The following is a 19836-nucleotide window of genomic DNA, read 5'->3' on the forward strand; positions in this document are numbered from 1 at the left end:
ATTATAGAGCGTATGGTTTTTTTTTACGGAACCAAGGAAAAACAGTGCTTTAAAAGGGATTTTAAACAGGTATATTAAAAAGATCTTAAGAATATGCCCATTGCGAAAGCACTCATAATTAAATTTAAGTAGTCGAAAGAAAACGTGGAGGGTGACCTCTGACAAGCAATTTCCTTTTTTGTGGTTCTCTTCGGCTCAGGAAAGAAGAAAGGAAACAAAGAATGGAGCATTTAAAATTTGAAGAACTGAACTTATCCCCAGAAATCTGTCAGGCAGTATTAGATATGGGATTTGAGGAAGCAACACCAATTCAGTCAATGGCTATCAGCGTGGTAAAAGAAGGAAAAGACGTAATTGGTCAGTCCCAAACAGGCACTGGCAAAACTGCGGCCTTCGGTATCCCCTGCTTAGAGCGTGTAAACCCAGATGATAGACGTCTACAGGCATTAATCCTTTGCCCCACCAGAGAGTTAGCAATTCAGGTGAGTGAGGAATTCAGAAAACTTCTGAAATATAAGGATAATATTCGTGTACTGCCAATCTATGGTGGTCAGCCTATCGATAGACAGATTGCCGCATTAAAAAAAGGTGCGCATGTCGTAATCGGCACACCCGGCCGTGTTATGGATCATATGCGTCGTCGTACTTTAAAAATGGAAACAGTTCAAATGATGGTTCTGGACGAAGCCGATGAAATGTTAGATATGGGCTTCCGCGAAGATATCGAAATGATATTGACAAAAATTCCTGAAGATCATCAGACATTGCTGTTTTCCGCAACATTATCCCCCGAAATTTTGGACATTACCAGAAGATTCTTGAAAAACCCTGAATTTATCAAGGTTGTTCGTAAAGAATTGACCGTTCCTAATATTGAACAAGCTTACTTTGATGTAAAGGAAAAAACAAAGCTAGATGCTTTAACCCGTATCATCGATGTATATGACCCCCGTTTGGCAATGGTATTTTGTAATACCAAAAAGCGTGTAGATGATTTAGTAGAACAGCTTCAGGGTCGTGGTTATTTCGCTGAAGGTCTCCATGGAGATTTGAAACAGCCACAGCGTGACAAGGTGATGCAAAAATTCCGTAATGGAACAATCGAAATTCTCGTTGCAACTGACGTTGCAGCAAGAGGTATCGATGTTGATGATATCGATGTGGTTTTTAACTACGACGTTCCCCAGGATGAAGAATATTATGTGCATCGTATCGGCCGTACTGGCCGTGCCGGTCGTAATGGCAAAGCCTTCACTTTCTGTGTAGGCAAAGAAATCTACAAGCTTCGGGACATTATGCGCTATACAAAAACAAAAATTGTACAGCAAAAGTTGCCTACATTAAGCGATGTAGAAGAAATGAAAACAAATATCTTCTTGGAAAAAGTAAAAGAAGTTATCAATGAAGGTCACCTAACAAAATATGTTCATTTGGTAGACCGCCTAATGGAAGAAGATTTTACAGCCATTGATATCGCAGCGGCTCTGTTAAAAAATCATCTTGCAGATGTAAATGTTGACGAATTAGATGTGCTGGATGATATCAACTTGGGCGGAACGGAAATTTATGGTGGCGACGATTCTAAGATGGTTCGTATGTTTATCAATGCAGGTAAAAAAAGCAAAATTCGTGCTAAAGATATCGTTGGAGCCATTGCAAACGAATCCGGTGTTCCCGGTAAAGCCTTAGGTTCTATTGATCTGTATGATGATTATACTTTTGTAGATGTACCAAGAGAATATGTGAAAGATGTTTTGGCAGGTATGAAGAATACTAAAATCAAAAACAAAAGAATTCACATTGAAATTGCAAAAAAAGAAAAAAAGAAGTAATTTGTTTTTTATAAACGGGTTACAACCCTAGGGTTGTGATCCTTTTTTATTTACCATAAAAGTTTTGAAAACCTTTTTCTCATCGTGTTTCAAATCACTTTGTTTTTTCAAAGTCAAGCAGTATTAATTAGGTAGAAAAAGGTCTCAGTTTTCATTATATTTATGAATCAAGTCAAAATTAATTATAAGAACCTATTTGAACACAATCAAAGATCCTCTAATTCTAATCATTTTGAGTGTTTACCCTTCTCCCTTCACAACCCAATTCCTCTCCTTATTCTACAAATTTACTTATGCATCTTCCATAAAATCTATATTGTTTCATTTATACTCCTGTAATGCATAATACCCTACACCTGGCCTTACCACTTTATTAAAACAAAAAAGGCTGCATATTTTTATGCAACCCTTTTTTGTATAAAGTATGTGAGATTATTTGCCGTAATAAGCAGACAAATACATTTCTCTTATTTCACTCATCAAAGGATATCTGGGGTTAGCACCAGTACACTGATCATCGAATGCTTCTTCACACATTACGTCCAGTTTACCGAGGAATGCAGTCTCGTCTACACCATGTTCTTTAATAGACTTGGCAACGCCGACTGTAGCCTTCAACTCTTCAACCTTAGCAATTAAGCTATCAACTTTTTCTTCATCTGTTTTCCCAGGTAATCCCAAATATGTAGCTATTTCAGCATAACGTTCTCTTGCATGAGGATATTTGTACTGTGAGAAAGTACCCATCTTCTTAGGAACTTCTGCTGAGTTGTATTTGATGACTTCGGAAATTAACAGAGCATTTGCAATACCGTGCTGTACATGGTGGTGTGCACCAAGTTTGTGTGCCATAGAGTGACATACACCCAAGAATGCATTTGAGAATGCAATACCAGCGATTGTAGATGCATTTGCCATTCTTTCTCTAGCTTCCACATCATCCCGTCCATACTTATAGGCTCTAGGCAGATAATCAAATACCAACTTGGTAGCCTTTAATGCCAAACCATCTGTATAGTCAGTAGCCAGCATAGAAACGTATGCTTCCAAAGCATGGGTTAATACGTCAATTCCGGAAGATGCGGTTAAGCCCTTAGGCTGATCCATCATCATGTCAGCATCACTGATTGCCATTGTTGGCATGATTTCATAGTCAGCGATAGAGTATTTTGTCTGAGTGGAAGGATCAGTAATAATGGCAAAAGGTGTAACCTCGGAACCAGTACCAGAGGATGTAGCAATACATACTAGGATTGCCTTCTGACCCATCTTAGGGAATACAAATACTCTCTTACGAATATCGATGAAGCGCATTGCCAAGTCAGCAAAGTCTGCTTCGGGATGTTCGTACATAATCCACATCATCTTTGCAGCATCCATTGCAGAACCACCACCCAGAGCGATGATTACGTCAGGGCCGAATTCTCTCATGGCAGCTGCACCAGCCTGTGCACAAGGCAGAGTAGGGTCTGGGGTTACATCAAAGAATACATGGTGAGTGATACCCATATCATCTAACTGGTCTGTAATTGACTTTGTATAGCCGTTCTTAAATAAGAAACCATCTGTTACGATAAAAGCTTTCTTTGTTTTATAAACATCCTTCAATTCTTTTAATGCAACAGGAGTACAACCTTTTTTGAAATAAACCTTCTCAGGAGTTCTTAGCCAAAGCATATTTTCTCTCCTCTCAGCTACAGTCTTGATGTTCAATAATTCACGAATGCCTACGTTCTCAGATACAGCGTTGCCAGCCCAAGAACCACAACCCAAAGTAAGGGAAGGTAGCAATCTGAAGTTATAAAGATCACCAATGCCGCCATGAGATGAAGGAGTGTTAATTAAGATACGACAGGTCTTCATTCTTTGTTCAAAGCGTTTGATTTTATCAGGCCCCTTTACAGGATCTACATATAATACAGATGTATGACCAACACCACCATCGATAATCAATCTATCTGTAATATCCAATGCCTCGTCGTATGTATTTGCACGATACATAGCAAGGGTAGGAGAAAGTTTTTCATGTGCAAAAGGCTCTTTTGTAACGTCAACCTCCGATACTTCAGCAATCAAAACTTTTGCATCTTTAGGGCATTCAATTCCCGCTAACTGTGCAATTTGATAAGGGCTACGACCAACAATCTGAGCATTGATATTTCCGGCAGCATTCAGAATAATGCTTCCAACCTTTACTCGTTCTTCATCATTTAAGAAGTAGCATCCTCTATCCTGGAACTCTTTCTTGCACTGGTCATAAACTTTATCTAAAACGACTACCGACTGTTCGGAAGCGCAGATTGTACCGTTGTCAAATGTTTTGGAATGAATTACAGAGTTTACTGCCATAAGGATATCTGCAGTATCATCAATCAAAGCCGGTGTATTACCATTACCTACGCCTACAGCGGGTTTGCCAGAGGAGTAAGCGGATTTAACCATGGCAGGGCCACCAGTTGCCAATACCATATCCGCATCTTTCATAACCTCAACTGACATTTCAATGGAAGGCTCGTCAATCCAAGCAAGGATACCATCAGGTGCACCAGCTGCAACAGCTGCTTCCAAAACTACCTTAACCGCTGCGATGGTACAATTTTTCGCAGAGGGGTGTGGGGAGATAATAATACCGTTTCTTGTTTTTAAACAAATTAGGCATTTAAATATTGCAGTAGAGGTAGGGTTGGTTGTAGGAACAACCGCCGCAATAACGCCGATCGGCTCATAGATTCTTCTATAACCAAAAGCAGTATCTTCCTCTAAAACACCGCAGGTCTGAGCATCTTTATATGCGTTGTAAATATATTCTGATGCAAAGTGGTTTTTGATAACCTTATCTTCCACTACGCCCATTTTTGTTTCTTCTACAGCCATTTTTGCCAAAGGAATTCTATTTTTGGTCGCTGCAGTCGCTGCTGCTAAAAAGATTTTATCTACTTGTTCCTGTGTATAGGTGGAAAATTTTCTTTGTGCCTCTCTTACCTCTTCGATTCTTAGTTTCAAGGTTTCAACGCTGTTTACAATTTCGGGTCTTTTTGCTACGGGAGTTGCTTCTTTTTTCTTTTCTGCTGCCATTTAAAATCCCCCTTACATAGTTTTGGTTTCTTGAAATATTTATCTTTTATCTTATTTTGAAGTGCAGTTGCCCTGCACAAGCTGCCGTATCCCCCATCTATTTTTTGTATATGTAATATAAAATTTAGATGGGGTATGTTTTGACACAGAGAGCAAACCAAAAAAGAAAAATAAAACGCAATTGTGCATATATTATATTTGTCGAATCAATACACACATATTATTGTGCGTTTTTTCCTCTTGTTGCTAATAGTAGCATTACATCTTGTTTTAATCAATAAAAAAATCGAAAATGAACCATACCTATTTAGCGAATAGCATATATCATTTTATATATGGACATAAATTTAAAGCATAATTTTGTTTCCATTAAATAACAAATAGAATTCACATTTTCAACCTAATTTTTTGTTCTATTTGTACATTTTCCAGTACAATTATTCAAAAATGATAAAATTTTGCTTAAAAAACATACGGCTATCTTTGGATTCATCTTGTCTAATATTTTGTACTTACTACATTACCAAACAAACTCGTTCTGTTCTTAAAAAAATAGAAAACTTGATATTAATGAAATTTTAGAAGATAAAACTGCAATTCGCTAATTTTCGACAGATGTTTTCCAAACAAAAAAAGAAGACTCGTACCGATTTTCATCACAAGTCTTCCTCGTTTTTTATTGTAAAAATCTTTTTGTATTAAAATGAAACTATTATTTAATTCCGAATTTCATGTTTTTTCTTATCAACAGCTTCTTTTATTTTCAATGCAACCTTTTTCCCCAAACGGATTTGCCATACATTGCAATAAAACTATTTTTTCCATTAGAAATAACACCCAAATTCACGGGTTTTTTCTCTCAATTTATCAATCAGTTGCTTTTCATATTTCTTAGGGACATGATTTTCCTTAAATATCATAACATCCTTCATATATTTCGCATATGCACCACAGCGCATTTGTATCAGACCATATTTTTCAAGTATATTATCTGGTACGGGAGACACCCACATATACGAATTAGGCACAGTTGAAAGAACTTCAAATTGACTACCACGTTCATAAATATAAATTACCTTTTGTTGATAGCGTTCTTCTCTGTCATGGTCTGTCAAATCTATGTAATCGCCCGTTGGTAGCCGCTCATCCCCATGCACCACTTCAACGCAACCCTTTAAATCTGAATCAGACCTAATATGTTTGCCTGCAATAATACTATCTTTTGAGGTTAGCAGCAAATAATCAAACTCTAGGATTAGGCGGTATGACAAATTTTTCAGCTTAAATAAGGATAAATAATACCCCTCGTGCATCACGTTATAGCGAATGATGCCGACATCATAATGATAATCCAAAACATTCTGAATGGTCTTACTGGAGTTGGTTTCACAATAATGAATCCGCATATTTTCCTCATCATTCAACGTCGTCAAGTAATCAGAAAAAACTTCGGAGATATAGCTGGCTCTTGGAACGGAGATTTTTAAATTAACACCTCGATCATTAAAATCCGAGTAAGCATTGGTCAGATTATTCACCTGATACTGAATTTCCTTGGCATGGCGTAAAAATCTCTGTCCTTCTCTTGTGGTGATTACCCCTTTCGGGGTGCGTTTAAAAATAACTATATCAAATTCCTGTTCTAATTCTTTCACTGCTCGGCTCAAATTGGATTGTGCCACATACAAATTTTTCGCTGCTAGGGAAATGGAACCGCATTTATCAATTTCTATCACATATTTTAAATCGGTAAAATTCATCTAAGCCCCCCTCAAAGTTTACTACGTAAAAAAGTTACGATTTCTTAAAGTGCAAAATTGCCAAAAAAGAACATATTTATAATTATAATGTAATTTTGTTCTAAAATCCACACATTCGTCCTTTTTCTTGTTTTATGCCATATATTACAAACAAGTGCTTTATCTCTACAACCCGATATCTTGTACTCCTAATCCAAAAAACAAACATTGACATACCATCCCTAGCACATATCCTTACAAAATGAATATTGTATTTTATATCATTTTTCAGGGAGGTATCGTGAATGACAAATCTATCTGTTCACCTTACACCGATTCATTTTATATACCTCATTGGCGTTTTTACCATTCTTACCACAATGGTATTAAGAAAAGATACACCCATTGTTTGTGTAATGTTCATCTTCATTCTTGGGTTGGTTAGCAGTGGCAATGTGGTTGGCGGTATCCAGTCTGTTTTCCAAGCAATTCTTTATGCATCAAAAGAATTCATGGAAATCATAGCAACCATCGCCCTAGTAACGTCCCTTTCTAAATGTCTTACTGATTTGGGCAGCGACTTTCTTATGATGCGTTCCATGTCAAAAGTCATGAGAAACTCCTATGTTTCGTGGTGGATTCTAGGCATTACCATGATGATCTTCTCCCTATTTTTATGGCCTTCTCCTTCTGTTGCACTGGTAGGTGCAATTTTGGTTCCTTTGGCCGTAAAAAAAGGACTAACCCCTATTGCCGCTGCCATTGCAATGAATTTATTTGGCCATGGCATCGCCCTTAGCTCTGACATTGTTATTCAGGGCGCTCCCTCTATCACCGCTGCCTCTGCCGGTATTGAGCCACAACATATTTTGCAAAGTGGTTTTCCTCTGTTTCTTATGATGGGTGTTGTTACTGTAGTTTCTGCATTCATTTTAAACAGAAAAAGTATGGTAAATAAAGATGGTGGCACATTATATATGCAAAGCAACGAACAACTAACTACAACAAAGCCATCCAAAGGAGCTGTTTTTATTGCAATTTTAACGCCTCTTGCTTTTGTAATAGACATCATTCTTATGTTTGTGTACGACTTAAAAGGAGGAGACGCCACGAGTTTGGTTTCCGGCACAGCAATACTTGTTATGATAATTGGTTCAATCATTGGTTTTAAGGGAAAAAGTATGGAAAAGGTGACTGACTATATCAAAGATGGCTTTTTATTTGCCATTAAGATCTTTGCCCCTGTCATTATAATCGGTGGCTTTTTCTTCCTGGGTGGCCAGGGTATTACCTCCATTTTAGGGGAACAATATCAAAGTGGCATCTTAAATGATTGGGCAATTTGGCTTGCAGGCATTACACCCTTGAATAAATATATGGTTGTGTTTATTCAAATGGTGATTGGAGGTCTAACTGGTCTAGACGGTTCTGGCTTTTCCGGTCTTCCATTGGTTGGTGTATTGGCTCAAACCTTTGGCACAGCTGTCAATTGCTCCGTTCCAATTCTGGCAACCTTGGGCCAAATTACAGCTATTTTTGTTGGCGGTGGCACCATTGTTCCCTGGGGATTAATTCCTGTTGCAGCAATCTGTAATGTAAATCCTCTAGAATTAGCAAGGAAAAACCTACTTCCAGTGGGAATCGGCTTTTTATGTACTTTTATACTAGCTTGTATTTTAATTTAGCATTAGGAGGCGTATACTATGTGTGGTATTGCTGGATTCTTTAATCCAAAAAAGAACTATACAGAACAAAGAGTCTATTATACAAAAATATTAGAGGATATGTATTCCATTCAGCGTCACAGAGGACCCGATGACTGCGGAACCTTTTTAAATGATACTATTGGGTTAGCCCATGCAAGGCTTTCTATCATTGACTTAAAAACAGGGCGTCAGCCAATTACCAAAACTGTAGCCAATAAAACCTGGGCTATCGTATATAATGGCGAGCTTTATAATACAGAGGAGTTGCGCAAAAGTTTGTTATCAAAGGGATGGACCTTTGATACAGATTCAGACACTGAGGTTATCTTGGTAAGCTACATGGAATATGGACCTGAATTTGTACAACAACTAAACGGTATTTTTGCTTTGGCAATTTTTGATCCCATCAAAAATATTACCTTACTCTATCGTGATCGTTCTGGTGTAAAACCCCTTTTTTACTCCATCACAGGAGATGGCATTGTCTTTTCTTCAGAAATCAAAGGTATTTTTGCTTATCCCGGCATTACCCCTTTGCTGGATAAAGAAGGGCTGAATGAAGTTTTCAGCATTGGTCCTGCAAAAACCTATGGTAAAGGCGTATTTAAAGGTATTGACGAGGTGCTTCCAGGTCATTATATGACCATTTCAGAAGCAGGCACCCAATCTACCTGCTATTGGAAATTGGCAAGTCGTGTTCATGAGGATGATTATGACACAACCGTAGAAAAAACAAAAGAGCTTCTTATTGATTCCATTAAGCGGCAAATGGTTTCCCATGTACCCATCTGCTCTTTCCTATCCGGCGGAGTAGATAGTAGTATTGTAACTGCTGTTTGCGCAGCAGAATTGGCAAAAAAAGGAGAACAAATGAATACTTTCTCCTTTGACTTTGTAGGAAATGATAAATTTTTCGAAGCTTCCTCCTTCCAACCCTCTCAGGATAGACCTTTTGTGGATATTATGGTGAAATACTTGAATACCAACCATCGTTACTTGGAATGTAGTATTCAAGACCAGACCAATTGCTTAAAGGACTCCGTAGACGCCAGAGATTTGCCCGCAATGGCAGATGTGGATTCTTCCATGTTGTTTTTTTGCTCAAAGGTAAAAGATTATAATAAAGTTGCGTTGACGGGAGAATGCGCCGATGAAATTTTTGGTGGATACCCATGGTTTCACAAAAAAGAATGTTTTGAGGCAAACACTTTCCCTTGGACCATGGATTTGGAGGCAAGAAAAGTCTTATTAAAAGATGATTTTATAGAGTACTTGGATATGGATGATTATGTTGCAAAAACGTATGCAAAATCTGTTAGTGAGACCCCAAAACTAGCTGAAGATACTCCTGAGGAAGCCAGACGGCGTGAAATTGCGTATCTAAACCAAAAATGGTTTATGCAAACATTGTTAGATCGTATGGATCGCACCAGTATGTATAATGGCCTGGAGGCAAGAGTTCCTTTTGCCGACCACCGTTTGATTGAATATGTTTGGAATGTGCCTTGGGATATGAAAACAAGAAATGGTGTTGTAAAATCTTTATTAAGAGAGTGCGGCGTAGGTTATATGCCCGACGAGGTTTTGTTTAGAAGAAAATCCCCCTACCCCAAAATTTATGATAAAAACTATGAAAATTTATCGGCTGGCATGGTAATTGAAATAATGGAAAACCCCAACTCACCTGTTCTGCAATTTTTAGATCGGAAAAAGGTAGAGGCCTTTATCAAGAGTCCATCTGACTATGGGAAGCCATGGTATGGCCAACTAATGGCAGGGCCTCAGATGCTTGCCTATGTGGTTCAGATTAACTACTGGATGGAAAAATGGAATATCAAAATCGTTTAACTACCAATGCCATCCTATTACTTTTGTTTTAGCTTTTAAGCTTTCTGATGCTGAAAACTCGTCCCTTAGGAATCCAGATTATATTAAAAAGGAAGCCGGCACAAGGCGGATAAAGATGTCCCTGTGCCGGTTTATCTATCTTTACAATTTTTTTGATTGTAATTTCTTCTTACTCCTTTTCTGCATCTCTATGTCTTTTTGCTGATTCACACACTCTAAATAATTTTTGGTTGCCTGTTCCCAATTGATTACCCGAAACCAATCTTCAATATAATTGGCTCGTAGATTATAATGCTTTAGGAAGTAAGCATGCTCCCAAACATCTAGGGCAAAGATGGGGCAAAAACCTTTAGCAATGGGGTTATTTTGATTTGGCGTTGTTATAATCCTCAAAATTCCATTATCATAAACCAGCCATACGTAGCCAGAGCCGAAGACTTTCATCCCCTCGAATTTAAAGACTTCTTTAAAACTATTATAATTACCATATTGTGATTCAACCATTTCAAACAAAATTCCTCTTGGTGATAAATTTGTTGGCGGTGCCATCCCATTAAAATAAAACCGGTGATTATATACTCCTCCTGCGAAATTTTGCACTGGTACTTGTAATCCATCCTGATATAGGTCCTCAGAAATTGCTATCAACTCCTCCAGTGTCAAGGATTGTAATTCGGGAAAATCCTTTAAAAGTGCATTTAATGTGTTAATATAGGCTGGCAACTGTCTACCATAGTGGATTTCCATGGTTTTTGTATCAATGTAGGGTTCAAGAGCATTTAATTCATAGGGCAACGGCAAATTTACGTAAGGATATGTATTGTTTTCCATTTTCAGACCTCACTTTTCTTTTTCTATTTTAAGAATATTCACCAAAACTCATACTATGCCGAAATTTCACCCTATAAGTTTAAACAGACAAAACCCCCTTGGTTATTAAACAGCAGGTTTTTCCTAATAAATTGTTGTATTACATTTTGATGAAGTAATAATAAAAATGCTATTCCAATAATATTTATAAATTCTACATAACCTGAAACAAAGACAGCGGCAAATGGCTAGTATTTTGAGCCGTAAGCCCATTTCCAAATTAATGAATTTTCTGATTCTTTACTGCTTATGATGTTTAAGTTCACACACTCATATTCAATAATAGTTACGAATACAACTCATATAGTTCTGATTGGCTTTATCCCAATTCACCACCTGAAACCAATCATCAATATAATTTCCTCTTTCATTTAAATGCTTCAAGTAATACCCATGTTCCCAAACATCAATGGTAAAAATAGGGGAAAACCCTTGCTCAATCGGGCTATTTTGATTTGGTGTTGTCAGAATCTTGAGTTTACCTTTGTCGTAAACCAACCATGCATAACCAGCACCAAAAACGCCTAATGCCTCTTTTTTAAAAACATCTTTAAAACTTTGAAAATTGCCGTACTGTGCATTTAGCATTTCCATCAACTTACCCCTTGGCTTTTGATCTCTGGGGGAATCCATTCCATAAAAGTACACGCGATGATTGTATACGCCCCCTGCATAATTTCTGATAGGTGCCTGTAAACCTTTCGGTAACCGATCTGCATTTTCAATCAGTTGTTCCAATGTTAATAATTGCAAACCTTGATAGTCCTTTAAAACCTGATTCAAGTTATTGATATAGCCTTGCAGATGCTTAGCATGATGTACCTCCATTGTCTTTGCATCAATATATGGCTCAAGGTCATTATAATGATATGGTAAAGGTAGGTTCACGAAGGGGTACTGATTATTCTCCATTTTTAGCCCTCACTTTTCTTATTTTATTCTTAGAGTATTCCAATCAACCCCCTACTATGAAGAAATTCCTCCGCATAACTCAGCCTATAATCAACAAAAAAACCTGTTCAAAAAAACTGAACAGGTTTCTAATTGACTAAACCAATTGAATTCAAACACTGAAAAAACAATTGAAAGAGTGCTTATTCAATATTTGTTTTTTCTGCATACATTTGATAATCTTCATGCCATCTTTGATAGGCTTCATCTTCCCTATGATCAGGCAAATCATAAGTACTGTCTAAATAATCTCCAAACCATTGAGAAAGCTTAATGGATCCACCTAAATTCATATGACCCTGATCATAATAATCAGTAGAGGGGTCTAAACTCAATTGCGCCCTAATTTCCTCTCGATCAAAATCCAGATATGCAACCCCCATGCTTTTTGCAAAGCTTTCCATGGCCATGCTCTGTTGGTAACTCCAAGCCATTTTGGGCAAATGAATCATTAAAAGCGGAATATTTTTTTCTTTGCAAAGGGCGATAGATTTTTCGACATATTCCTTGGCGTTTTCATTAAACTCTGGTGAGGCATCTTCCGAAGGCTCCATAAAATCTGGGGGGAATTCCAGGGGTTCACCACCACGAAGATACACATGACCTTTTTTAATAGAATGTTTCATCAATGGAATAGGCTCTGCCTCTGCCCAGTTAATCTCCTTCCACCTTTCGTGATAACGAAATAATGGAAACATATAGGACAGCATTGTCTGTCTGTCATCTGCCGCTGTAACTTCCCTTACAATTTTGTATTTATGCTGTGACATTTTCATGCCATCTAATGCCCGTCGCAAATCTCCTTCTCGTTCCACATAGTCATAGTCCAAAAAAATATTATCACATAATAGCACCACTAATTCTGGTGTTTGATATTCCAAGGATTCAGACAAAAGCCCATACGTAACAGAGGGAGCCTGTAAAGCAGATGCCCTCACATAGCTAGTAAAACCCTGTTGCTGCCACATAACCATCGGGGATACCCCCCTTAAAATTGGGCTACTACCCATAAACAATACATCAATAGAATTTTTTGGTTCATCATAAAAAGCATGAATTTCATCGGACTCATCATCCGGACGGCGCAAATAATCTGACGTATTGGAAAACAATATGGTAAAAATAAACAAAAAGGCAATACACCTAAAAATGATTTTTAAACTTCCTTTCATACTAGAACCCCCTATAAATAAAGTCGGAGGCGTTATAATTTAAACCATATACGCCAAACAAAATGAATGAAAAAATAGCCGCTAAATAGATAACCCAACGGAAAAGTAGGTTTTGCTTCGCTAAAGCCTCTCTTACCTTTATCCCCGACTCTTGCAATAAGCTGATAGTAAGCCATATTAAAGATGAAAAAAGCAAAATCCATAGGTCTTGTACATCAAGACCTAATTTTAACAACCCACCATTTATTAAAGTATCTGAATCCCATTGGTTTATCATAGAATGCATCATATAAGCAGATGCACCCACGCCAGGGGCTCGTGTAATGATTTTGCCTAATGCCACTAAAATTAGTGTTCTTAAAACTTGGAACAAACGCCAACTAAAACACTGGTATTTTATTTCAAATTTTTCCATAAGTTTTTTTAGGGGTTGTTCAAATAAAATCCCCATAACAATTAATGTTCCGTTATAAAAGCCAAACGCAATGTACTTCCATTCTGCTCCATGCCAAATACCAATTAGGAAAAAAACAATAAACTGAGGAATCAATACAGGCAACAGTTTTCCTATGTAGTTGCCAAAAAGTTTTCTACCCTTTTTACCAACCTTCATAAAAAACTTGGATAGGGATAAGGGATAAAATACATAATCCCGAAACCACATACCCAAAGTAATATGCCATCTTCGCCAAAAATCAGGAATGCTGGTTGCCAAATAAGGTCGTTCAAAGTTCTTCTCCAACTCAATACCCAACACCTGAGCCGCACCAGTAGCAATATCAATACCTCCAGAGAAGTCTCCGTAAAGTTGAATGCAGTAAACCAAAGCAGCAACTGCCACATAGGTGCCACCAAAAGTATCTGGATATCCAAAAACCGTATCTACAATTACTCCAGCCCGATCCGCAATTACTAATTTTTTAAAAGCACCCCAAAGCATCAGCTGAACGCCAAACTTTACCCTTTCATAAGAAAAGCCATTGGGGCGGTAAAGCTGTTCAGCCAAAACATTATATCTCCCAATTGGTCCCTGCACAATCTGGGGAAAAAAGGAGATAAACAACCCAAACTTTGCCAAATTTCGCTGTGGTTCGTACTTTTCTCTATAAACATCGATAAGATAACCCACAGATTGAAAGGTATAGAATGATATACCCAATGGCAATAAAAAGCTATAAATGGGGACCTCAGCCCCAATAGAAAATCGGTCAAACAACGCATTTAAATTGACGCCCACGAAGTTATAATACTTTAGTACTGCCAAGATACCAAAGTTGAATAAGAGTGCTGGAATCAGCACCATACGTTTCTTTTTTGTAAAGTTAGCCTTCCAAGCTTTTTTCTGCTCTTTATCCATTTCAGCCTTAGCCAAAGCAAATGCCGCCTTGTTTTTAGCTGACATATTGCCAAGTTGGACTGCCGCCAGATAAATGGTCACTGTCGTTGCTAGCAGATATATAAAATAGCCTGCCCCCGCCATAAAATAAAAGATATAATTAACGAGGAAAAGCGTTACCCATCGGTAACGCTTCGGGGTCAGGAAATATGAAGTGGCCGCCAAAAACAGGAAAACCACAAATTGTACCGAAGTAAAAGCCATAACCCAATCTCCTTAAAATCAATCTTCTTGCAATCTCTGTACCAAAGCCATAATTGCTTCAACAGAATTGAAATTCTCGGGAACAATATCCTCCGCTCCTATTTCGATATCATAGGCATCACACAGTTCCCCAACCAATGACACGATGTCAAAGGAGTCTAGCTCACCGCTGTCAACCAGCTCTTTGTTGTCCTCAAAATCTACATCAGGTCTTAATTCTACTAAAATTTTCAAAAGAGTATCCATTTTCATTTTCCTTTCTGTTATGTGGTTTTCATCATTACAGGGGCTATTCTACCATCTGGCAGAAACCCAAACTTTTCATATAGCCCTAAGGCCGCAGGGTTATCCCTTCTAACCCAAAGCATATATTTTTTTGTCAAACCTTTTCTAGCAAAGAACCAGTCTTTCAAGAGCCCCTCGCCCACACCTAAGCCCCTAGCCTTGGGAGAAACGGCAATATGCCAAAGCATACACCCTTGTTTTTCATCCCCAAAGTGCAGAAAGCCCAAAATTTCTTCATTTTTTGTTGTAACAATAATCTTTTGCCCTTGAATATCATGAAGCAATTCCTCTTTTGTTGGCAACATGGATGTAAAAGGCTCAAAACTTTGATTCATCATAGAGAAAATATCCTCTAGCATCTCCTGGGATGCAAAGGTGAGCTGTCGCTCCTCAAAGATAATATTAGGGGCCATCAAATACATCCGTTGCCGCTCCAGATATGGCACAAGTCCAACCCTTGTCCAACTATCTTCAGAGGGCACTCTTTCTTTTGATGCTAATAGAACTTCCTCAAGTATAATAGGTTGCTGAAGTTCAGGCAATACCCCTGGGGATTTTTCCTTTTCCAAAAAATAATATAAGCGATATAACCTATCTTCTTCAACAAAGAAATATACCCCTCCATCAAAGTCAAATCGACAAACTTTACCCCTCTGTACTAGTTGATGCACATCCTTCTCGGAAAAAAAGAAGTTTGTCTTTTCACCTCTTGAAAGCCTGCTGGCAATCTCTTCCCAAAAAGCTTGCCCATCATTCATCTTTTTTATCATAATACTCCTTCAGACGTAACCTGTCTATCTTTCCATTTAAAGTATGTGGCATATCTTCCAGCATAATCATTACATTTGGAAACATATACTTTGGTACTTTATCCTTTAGCTTTTTCAGAATATAGCTTTGAGTGGCTTCTTTACCACAATAAAACAAAACAATTTTTTGACTTTCCGTATCATAAATACAAGCGCCGTTTTCCACCAAGTCAATGGAGTTTACGGCAGTCTCGATTTCACCCAGCTCAATGCGATGTCCCATATGCTTAATTTGATGGTCTTTTCTAGCCAAAAAAATGATCTCACCATACTCATTATACTTTGCCACATCACCCGTTTTATATATCTTTTCAGGATAATGGGGGTTCAAAGGATTTTGAACAAAGGCTTCTTCCGTTTTTTCCTGGTTATTATAATACCCTGGAGCCAAGCATCTACCACGGATGCACAGTTCTCCAGTTTCCCCCTCTTTTGCCAAACGATCTCCGTTTAATATGAATATGTCCGTATTTCTACATGGATATCCAATGGGCAAGGGTTCATCATCCGCAAATTCACGATCCACAATATAATAGGTGCAATCAACTGTCGCTTCTGTTGGTCCATAAATATTTGCGAATAAAGCCTTTGGGTATTTATTACGCCACGTATTATACTGCTTGGTAGGCATTATTTCACCACAAAAAGCAATTTTTTTTAGAGTTTCAGGCACTACTTTCTCAAGTGTTCCCGTGTTGGCAACAATACAAAATGCCGATGGCACCCAATCAATATAATTTACCTGCTTCTCTGCTACATATTCCATCAGCTTCATAGGGAAAGAAAACAACTGTTTGGGTATAATTTCCATTGTCGCCCCAGTCTTTAACACCGCATAAATGTCTTTGACAGATGAGTCAAAATAAAAAGGTGCTTGATTACCGATGATTTCCTGGTCTGAAATGTCAAAAGTTTCAGTGTACCATTCCGTCAAATTCACCACAGAATGATGGGTAATCACCACTCCCTTGGGTATTCCTGTGGACCCCGAAGTAAATAGGGCATATAGAGGATCTGCATCCACCGCCTTCTTTCTAATTTTTAACAGCGCCTCTTGATTTACCTCGGTTTCTAAAATATCTTCTAGAATCACGATTTCACCCGAGTACTCCAAGTAATCCGCATTTTTTTTGCTCTTGCGATCAATCAACAAAACTTGGGGCTGCAATGTATTTAATATTGAAAGAACCCGATCCTTTGGCATAGTAGAATCGATGGGCGTATAAAAATTCCCACTGTATACGCATCCTAAAAAAGCAGCTATAGAATATGGCGTTTTTTCCATCATTACCGCAACAGGAGCATTCCGTTTACCATATCTTAACAAAAAGGTGCCCACCCTCTTACTTAAAGCCAAAAGTTCTTGAAATGAGATAGCTTCCTCCTTGCTGGCAAAAGCTATTTTATCTGGCAGACGTACCGCAGTTGCTTCTAAATATTCCAATATATTTCTAATCATGTTTTCTCCTCGTTCCGTTAAAGGTTTTCCTTTTAAATCAATAGGAATAACTTGATTTTGAGTATAGCATTTTGCCTATAAATCGTCAAGATAAGGGGGCAAAACCAACAACTTTTTCCTTTCGGTCATCCTGTCACAAAAAAAATGAAGCGCAACACACGGGGAGTGTTACGCCTCAAAATTTTGTATCATCATTGCCCTGTCTCTCGCGTGGTTAAGCTAAGACTTAGCACAAATAATACCGCCTCTAAACAAACTTTTCATATAGCTAAAACGAAACAAAAATTCCAATGAAGGATTTTGTTGTAGCAAGCATATAGCCATCCAATTGAATACGGATATGTGTATACCTTTCACCTTATCAAAAAATTCAGGGAATGATTATTTTTATGCAAAAAAGGTAAAAATCAGTTTAAACAAAAATATAAAAACTGGCCCTTTGAATCAATTATTATTGCCAATATTATTGCCATTTATTTCCCTGAAGATAAGCAATGAACTTCATAGCAATGCAATAAAATAAATTGTCAACCACTTAACTTCTAAATTTTCGGTTATTTATGAAGGAATCATTTCTTTTCAGATTTACAAAGTATACCATATTAATTATCCGTTGACAATTATTTTATTCTCCTTTTTCTATTCCTTGCATAATTCCCTATTTTCTGCTATGATTTAAAAAAAATATAAGAATTATACTATCCGTACAAAAGGAGCTGTAATCATCATGTCAATTGAAATTGTACGGGCATATTTAAAAGAAATGAATTGCCCAAAAGAAGTTATGGAGTTCGCAACATCCAGCGCTACCGTTGAATTGGCAGCCCAAGCAGCGGGTGTCATCCCTGCTCGTATTACCAAAACACTATGCTTAATGTCCAAGGAAGGTCCTATTGTGATTGCCGTTGCAGGGGATGCAAAAATTGATAATAGAAAATTTAAAGATACTTTTGGTCTGAAGGCAAAAATGCTCACGCCAGAAGAAACCTTGGAATCAACAGGCCATGCCGTTGGTGGTGTTTGCCCCTTTGCATTGCCCCAAGGCACAAAAGCCTACGCAGATATATCCATGAAACGTTTCCAAACTGTTTTTCCAGCCGCAGGCAGTAGCAACTCTGCCATTGAGCTAACTTGTGATGAGTTGTTCCACTATGGAAAGTGCATAGAGTGGGTAGATATTTGCAAGGGCTGGGAAGAAGAAAATGAGGTGAACAAATGAAAATTTCAACTAGAGGGCGCTATGGAATTCGCCTTATGCTTTCATTGGCTATTAACTTTGAAAAAGGCACCCTGCCCCTAAAAGCCATTGCTCACGAGCAGCAAATCTCCGAAAAATATTTAGAACAAATTATCAATCCCCTCACCAAGGCTGGCCTGGTGAAAAGCTATAGAGGTGCTCAAGGGGGTTATATCCTTTCCCGCCATCCGAAAGAAATTAGTGTTGGCGAAATATTACAGGTATTGGAGGGTTCTCTCTCTCCCGTTGACTGTGTGGACAACCCAACCTGCCCTAACTCAGACTTTTGCGTTTCCCTTTCCTTGTGGAAGCGTATGAAAGATGCTTTGGATGAAGTAGTGGATAATACAACTCTAGAGAGCATGGCACAAGAATATTTAGAAAAAGAAACAGGCTACCTAAGACAACGAACCTGAGGCTTGAGCGGACGCCTTGTGTTCCTATTATTTCTTTTTCTTCTATATCAAACACATTTATGATTATTGAATATCTTTTAAGCAAGAATGATATAAATTCATTCATACACTACTTCATATGAAAAAGGATGTATCACTATGGAAGAACATATCGAACAAACAGTTTCTATTCCTCGCTATCAGCAAATTGCCGTTGAGCTTGCCTCTCGTATTGTCAATGAAGAATATACCGAAGGACAGAAAATATACGCCCGTTCTGCCGTGGCTAGTCAATACCGCGTTTCTCCAGAAACAGCTAGGAGGGCAATTTGTGTCCTTTGTGATTTAGACATTGTTACCTCTGAAAAAGGAAGCGGTGTAACCATAAAATCAAAAGAAAATGCTCGCAAATTTATTGATCAGTACGGCAAGCGAGAAACCATAGAAACCATAAAAGCAACCCTGATGCAAAGTATTACAAGGCAAAAAAATGAAATGAAAATTTTAAATTCCTGTTTGGCAGACCTAATTTCTGCCACAGAACATTTTCGTTCCACTAACCCCTTTATGCCCTTTCAAATTGAAATTACGGATAAATGTGTGCATTTGAATAAAAATATCTGTGAAATCCAACTTTGGCAACATACAGGAGCAACAGCAATTGCTGTGAAACGAGGAGAAAAGCTTATGCGCTCTCCCGGTCCATATATCGCTCTTACAGAAGGTGATGTCCTTTTTTTTATCACTCAGGATGACTCCTCCCAGAGAGTAGAAACCTATTTATATTCATGAAAAAAACCAACGACATTCGGACATTTAATCCGAATGTCGTTTTTTTCCCCTTGACAAAAGTAACAA

At 38.0% G+C, this 19836-nt stretch carries 15 protein-coding genes; 6 read left to right on the forward strand and 9 right to left on the reverse strand.

The window, feature by feature from the left end:
• The first annotated feature begins 221 nt into the window (after positions 1 to 221).
• Positions 222 to 1832 (forward strand): DEAD/DEAH box helicase, encoded by a 1611-nt coding sequence (locus ABVZ64_RS01495; RefSeq protein ID WP_352399290.1) that lies wholly within the window; start codon positions 222 to 224, stop codon positions 1830 to 1832.
• A 432-nt stretch (positions 1833 to 2264) separates the two neighbouring features.
• Here the strand turns inward: ABVZ64_RS01495 and adhE are convergent, their stop codons facing one another.
• The gene (adhE, locus tag ABVZ64_RS01500) at positions 2265 to 4907 is read right to left on the reverse strand and encodes a bifunctional acetaldehyde-CoA/alcohol dehydrogenase (protein WP_352399291.1); all 2643 of its coding nucleotides are present in this window, start codon (positions 4905 to 4907) and stop codon (positions 2265 to 2267) included.
• A gap of 824 nt (positions 4908 to 5731) precedes the next feature.
• Positions 5732 to 6667, reverse strand: coding sequence for a LysR family transcriptional regulator (locus tag ABVZ64_RS01505; RefSeq protein ID WP_352399292.1), 936 nt, complete (start codon positions 6665 to 6667; stop codon positions 5732 to 5734).
• A 284-nt stretch (positions 6668 to 6951) separates the two neighbouring features.
• Here ABVZ64_RS01505 and ABVZ64_RS01510 point away from each other — a divergent pair, with 284 nt between their 5' ends.
• Together ABVZ64_RS01510 and asnB are read left to right on the forward strand one after the other, a co-directional pair.
• Complete coding sequence (locus tag ABVZ64_RS01510) at positions 6952 to 8331, forward strand: citrate transporter (protein WP_352399293.1); 1380 nt, start codon at positions 6952 to 6954, stop codon at positions 8329 to 8331.
• A gap of 18 nt (positions 8332 to 8349) precedes the next feature.
• Positions 8350 to 10200: an asparagine synthase (glutamine-hydrolyzing) gene (gene asnB / locus ABVZ64_RS01515; RefSeq protein ID WP_352399294.1), complete on the forward strand. Its 1851-nt coding sequence runs from the start codon at positions 8350 to 8352 to the stop codon at positions 10198 to 10200.
• A gap of 141 nt (positions 10201 to 10341) precedes the next feature.
• Here asnB and ABVZ64_RS01520 read toward each other — a convergent pair whose 3' ends face one another.
• The 7 genes from ABVZ64_RS01520 to ABVZ64_RS01550 form a co-directional block, all read right to left on the reverse strand.
• Positions 10342 to 11031: a superoxide dismutase gene (locus ABVZ64_RS01520; RefSeq protein WP_352399295.1), complete on the reverse strand. Its 690-nt coding sequence runs from the start codon at positions 11029 to 11031 to the stop codon at positions 10342 to 10344.
• Between the two features lie 315 nt (positions 11032 to 11346).
• Positions 11347 to 11982 carry a superoxide dismutase gene (locus tag ABVZ64_RS01525; RefSeq protein ID WP_352399296.1) on the reverse strand — a complete coding sequence of 212 codons (636 nt, stop codon included), beginning with the start codon at positions 11980 to 11982 and terminating at the stop codon, positions 11347 to 11349.
• 182 nt (positions 11983 to 12164) lie between these two features.
• Positions 12165 to 13193, reverse strand: coding sequence for a hypothetical protein (locus ABVZ64_RS01530; RefSeq protein ID WP_352399297.1), 1029 nt, complete (start codon positions 13191 to 13193; stop codon positions 12165 to 12167).
• A 1-nt stretch (position 13194) separates the two neighbouring features.
• Complete coding sequence (locus tag ABVZ64_RS01535; protein ID WP_352399298.1) at positions 13195 to 14793, reverse strand: MBOAT family O-acyltransferase; 1599 nt, start codon at positions 14791 to 14793, stop codon at positions 13195 to 13197.
• Positions 14794 to 14811: 18 nt separating this feature from the next.
• Positions 14812 to 15039, reverse strand: coding sequence for a phosphopantetheine-binding protein (locus tag ABVZ64_RS01540; RefSeq protein WP_352399361.1), 228 nt, complete (start codon positions 15037 to 15039; stop codon positions 14812 to 14814).
• Positions 15040 to 15056: 17 nt separating this feature from the next.
• Positions 15057 to 15848: a GNAT family N-acetyltransferase gene (locus ABVZ64_RS01545; protein ID WP_352399299.1), complete on the reverse strand. Its 792-nt coding sequence runs from the start codon at positions 15846 to 15848 to the stop codon at positions 15057 to 15059.
• Positions 15829 to 17346, reverse strand: a complete 1518-nt coding sequence (locus tag ABVZ64_RS01550) for an amino acid adenylation domain-containing protein (protein WP_352399300.1) — start codon at positions 17344 to 17346, stop codon at positions 15829 to 15831. Before ABVZ64_RS01550 ends, ABVZ64_RS01545 begins: the two co-directional genes overlap by 20 nt.
• 727 nt (positions 17347 to 18073) lie before the next feature.
• Between ABVZ64_RS01550 and ABVZ64_RS01555 the strand changes: the two genes are divergently transcribed.
• From ABVZ64_RS01555 to ABVZ64_RS01565, 3 genes are all read left to right on the forward strand, one after another.
• The gene (locus ABVZ64_RS01555; protein WP_352399301.1) at positions 18074 to 18565 is read left to right on the forward strand and encodes a YbaK/EbsC family protein; all 492 of its coding nucleotides are present in this window, start codon (positions 18074 to 18076) and stop codon (positions 18563 to 18565) included.
• Complete coding sequence (locus ABVZ64_RS01560; protein WP_352399302.1) at positions 18562 to 18999, forward strand: RrF2 family transcriptional regulator; 438 nt, start codon at positions 18562 to 18564, stop codon at positions 18997 to 18999. Before ABVZ64_RS01555 ends, ABVZ64_RS01560 begins: the two co-directional genes overlap by 4 nt.
• Before the next feature lie 138 nt (positions 19000 to 19137).
• Positions 19138 to 19770 (forward strand): GntR family transcriptional regulator, encoded by a 633-nt coding sequence (locus ABVZ64_RS01565; protein ID WP_352399303.1) that lies wholly within the window; start codon positions 19138 to 19140, stop codon positions 19768 to 19770.
• Positions 19771 to 19836 lie beyond the last annotated feature (66 nt).

Source organism: Anaerotignum sp. (genome assembly GCF_040307045.1).
GTDB lineage: Bacteria > Bacillota > Clostridia > Lachnospirales > Anaerotignaceae > Chakrabartyella.

What these genes read in the sequence shown, in the direction of transcription:
- ABVZ64_RS01545 (WP_352399299.1), bottom strand. Translation starts at nt 15,848, where the DNA reads ATGATAAAAAAGATGAATGATGGGCAAGCTTTTTGGGAAGAGATTGCC.
- ABVZ64_RS01540 (WP_352399361.1), bottom strand. Translation starts at nt 15,039, where the DNA reads ATGGATACTCTTTTGAAAATTTTAGTAGAATTAAGACCTGATGTAGAT.
- ABVZ64_RS01520 (WP_352399295.1), bottom strand. Translation starts at nt 11,031, where the DNA reads ATGGAAAACAATACATATCCTTACGTAAATTTGCCGTTGCCCTATGAA.
- ABVZ64_RS01525 (WP_352399296.1), bottom strand. Translation starts at nt 11,982, where the DNA reads ATGGAGAATAATCAGTACCCCTTCGTGAACCTACCTTTACCATATCAT.
- ABVZ64_RS01530 (WP_352399297.1), bottom strand. Translation starts at nt 13,193, where the DNA reads ATGAAAGGAAGTTTAAAAATCATTTTTAGGTGTATTGCCTTTTTGTTT.
- ABVZ64_RS01535 (WP_352399298.1), bottom strand. Translation starts at nt 14,793, where the DNA reads ATGGCTTTTACTTCGGTACAATTTGTGGTTTTCCTGTTTTTGGCGGCC.
- ABVZ64_RS01505 (WP_352399292.1), bottom strand. Translation starts at nt 6,667, where the DNA reads ATGAATTTTACCGATTTAAAATATGTGATAGAAATTGATAAATGCGGT.
- ABVZ64_RS01565 (WP_352399303.1), top strand. Translation starts at nt 19,138, where the DNA reads ATGGAAGAACATATCGAACAAACAGTTTCTATTCCTCGCTATCAGCAA.
- ABVZ64_RS01555 (WP_352399301.1), top strand. Translation starts at nt 18,074, where the DNA reads ATGTCAATTGAAATTGTACGGGCATATTTAAAAGAAATGAATTGCCCA.
- ABVZ64_RS01550 (WP_352399300.1), bottom strand. Translation starts at nt 17,346, where the DNA reads ATGATTAGAAATATATTGGAATATTTAGAAGCAACTGCGGTACGTCTG.
- asnB (WP_352399294.1), top strand. Translation starts at nt 8,350, where the DNA reads ATGTGTGGTATTGCTGGATTCTTTAATCCAAAAAAGAACTATACAGAA.
- ABVZ64_RS01560 (WP_352399302.1), top strand. Translation starts at nt 18,562, where the DNA reads ATGAAAATTTCAACTAGAGGGCGCTATGGAATTCGCCTTATGCTTTCA.
- ABVZ64_RS01495 (WP_352399290.1), top strand. Translation starts at nt 222, where the DNA reads ATGGAGCATTTAAAATTTGAAGAACTGAACTTATCCCCAGAAATCTGT.
- ABVZ64_RS01510 (WP_352399293.1), top strand. Translation starts at nt 6,952, where the DNA reads ATGACAAATCTATCTGTTCACCTTACACCGATTCATTTTATATACCTC.
- adhE (WP_352399291.1), bottom strand. Translation starts at nt 4,907, where the DNA reads ATGGCAGCAGAAAAGAAAAAAGAAGCAACTCCCGTAGCAAAAAGACCC.